Below are 2286 nucleotides of genomic sequence, written 5' to 3' on the forward strand. Positions count from 1 at the left end.
GGCGGACTGCCGGCGCTGCGGGTGCAGGGCAGCGATGCCCGCTACGGCCTGCGCGCGCCGACCTATGGCATGGCCGGGATCGATCCGCAGACCGGTGCGATCACCGGCACCGACTATATGCCCGGCATGCAGGATGGCTGGTCGGCGACGATCACCAGCTTCTTTGCCCTGCATTTCGGGAATTTTGGCGGGAACACGATACGCTGGGCCTATTTCCTGCTTGGGCTGGCCGGTGGCTTCCTCTTCTACACCGGCAATCTCCTCTGGGTGGAATCGCGCCGCAAGAAGGAGCGCAAGGCAGGCGCGGTCAAACAGACACGGGCGACACGCATATTAGGGGCGCTGACCGTGGGTGTGCCGCTGGGCAGCATCGCTGGCATTTCGGTGACGCTGGCGGCGGCCAAGCTGCTGGGCAGCCATGCCAGCTATGCCATGCACAGCGCCATCTATTATGCGCTCTTCCTGATCGCGACCGGATGGGCACTGGTACGTGGCGCGGCGCGATCGGGCGTCGAACTGGCGATCCTGGGCGCGGTGGCGATGTTGTGCATCCCGGCCGCAAGCCTGATCGCGGGGACCGGCTGGTATGATGCGCCGGCACTGATGCTGGTGGATCTCACGGCGGTGCTGCTGGCGGTGCTTCTGTTCCTGTCGGCGCGGGCTGCGGCCCGTCGTGCGGCGGCCGGTCAGCGCGACAGCATCTGGTCGACGATCAGGCCGGTTGCCGCCCCTGGTTGATGCCCACTTCAATCGCGCTCTTCAAATTAATCACGGTGCAATCGGCCGTTATGGCAGGCGTCGCAGCAGCGGCTGGCATAGCGATCGGTGGCATAGGATTGGTCGATTGAACGGCAATGAATGCTGGGTCGGCCCCTTCGATCCCGGTGTTCAGGCCGCCGCGTCCAAACTGACGCTGTGCAATTTCTATCGCCCCAATGACGAATATCCCGAATTTCTGAGCACAGTCGCGGAAATCGAGCGAGTGCCGCTCGAAACCGTTCTCCCCTGGCCGGGATCGAGCGACCCGCTCTCGCGCGCGGTTGTGACCTTCTGCTCGCCGACACGCGGCATCGTGACGGCCAATCAGGGCTTCGAACTCCCTTGGTGGACCGCCGATTGGCTGGGCGCGAAAATCTCGAAAGTGCCACTGACGTCGGACTATCGGCATGATGTGAAGGCCATGCTGGCGGCGGATCCCAATGCCGGCCTCTATTATATCTGCAATCCGAACAATCCAACGGGGACCAATACCCCACTGGAAGATATTGAATGGCTCCTCTCCAACAAGCCGGCCGGATCGATCGTGCTGGTGGACGAAGCCTATATCCATTTTTCCAATGCCAAGCCCGCTTCCTATCTGGTCGCGCAAGGCAAGGATGTGCTGGTGCTCCGCACCTTCTCGAAACTGTTCGGCATGGCATCGATGCGCATGGGCATCAGCATGGCGCCCAAAGCCCTGCACGACAAGATGATGCGCTACGACGGTCGGGCAGCAGTCGGGCACGCTCCCTCTGCCTTCATTGGCCTGCGTGACCGCCAGCTTGAAGCAGCCGACGCTAATCGCCCAGCGCAAAGCAGAAATGATCGCCGCCCGCAACGCCACCTTCGATCATCTCCAGAATAAGGGGCTCAGCTACATCCCATCCGATGCGAACATGTTCATGGTGGACTGGAAACGTCCGGCCAAGGATGTTGTGGCGTTGTTCGAACAGAATGACGTCGCGATCGGCCGGTCGTGGGACATCTGGCCGACCATCTCGCGCATCACCGTCGGATCGGCTGCCAACATGGAGAAGTTCTGCAGCGTGGTCGACAAGATCATCTGAGCCATCTAGGCGGCGTGGACGCGTTTGAGCCAGTATCTGGCTGTGGCGATCTGAGCAATGCCATGAATCTGACGGCAAGCTGCTCATATCGCGTAGCAATGGCGCGGTTGATTTTCAAATGGCCGAACATGCGCTCGATCCTGCTGACCAGGCTCCTCAACCCGACGCTAATGAAGATGCTTTCAGATCCGGAAGCGGAAAAGGCGGATTTGGAAAGCCGCCTGGCGCGCTACGCGAGACGCTCAAGGAGAGCGTTATCCGCACTGAGGCTGCAGAACTGATGGATCAGCTGATCGAGAGCGTGACGATCTATCCCGACGGCGCCAATGGTCCCGAGGCAGAGGTTGTCGCCAAGGTGGCGGATCGTATGCATCCGGCGAGACGCGCCTTGTCGTGAGGTAGGGGCCTGCTCTTAAGAACGCTCTCGAGAGCACGCTTAGGAGCAGTGGATGCGGCAGAT

Annotated in this window: 4 protein-coding genes; all 4 read left to right on the plus strand. The window is 61.2% G+C overall.

All coding sequences use genetic code 11. The features are described 5' to 3' along the window. On the plus strand, positions 1–738 hold a 738-nt coding region (locus JQK15_RS26340), incomplete at its 5' end, for a PepSY domain-containing protein (RefSeq protein ID WP_214869591.1). Continuing rightward, on the plus strand, positions 674–1624 hold the full coding sequence (locus tag JQK15_RS26345; RefSeq protein ID WP_353047278.1) for an aminotransferase class I/II-fold pyridoxal phosphate-dependent enzyme: 951 nt from the start codon (positions 674–676) through the stop codon (positions 1622–1624). The genes JQK15_RS26340 and JQK15_RS26345, both read left to right, overlap by 65 nt. Continuing rightward, positions 1530–1826: an aminotransferase class I/II-fold pyridoxal phosphate-dependent enzyme gene (locus JQK15_RS27155; RefSeq protein WP_353047279.1), complete on the plus strand. Its 297-nt coding sequence runs from the start codon at positions 1530–1532 to the stop codon at positions 1824–1826. The genes JQK15_RS26345 and JQK15_RS27155 overlap by 95 nt, the downstream gene beginning before the upstream one ends. Before the next feature lie 118 nt (positions 1827–1944). Beyond that, positions 1945–2223 carry a hypothetical protein gene (locus JQK15_RS26350; protein WP_214869593.1) on the plus strand — a complete coding sequence of 93 codons (279 nt, stop codon included), beginning with the start codon at positions 1945–1947 and terminating at the stop codon, positions 2221–2223. The last annotated feature ends 63 nt before the right edge of the window (positions 2224–2286 follow it).

Origin of the sequence: Sphingobium sp. BHU LFT2 (assembly GCF_018604485.1) — a bacterium.
GTDB lineage: Bacteria > Pseudomonadota > Alphaproteobacteria > Sphingomonadales > Sphingomonadaceae > Sphingobium > Sphingobium yanoikuyae_A.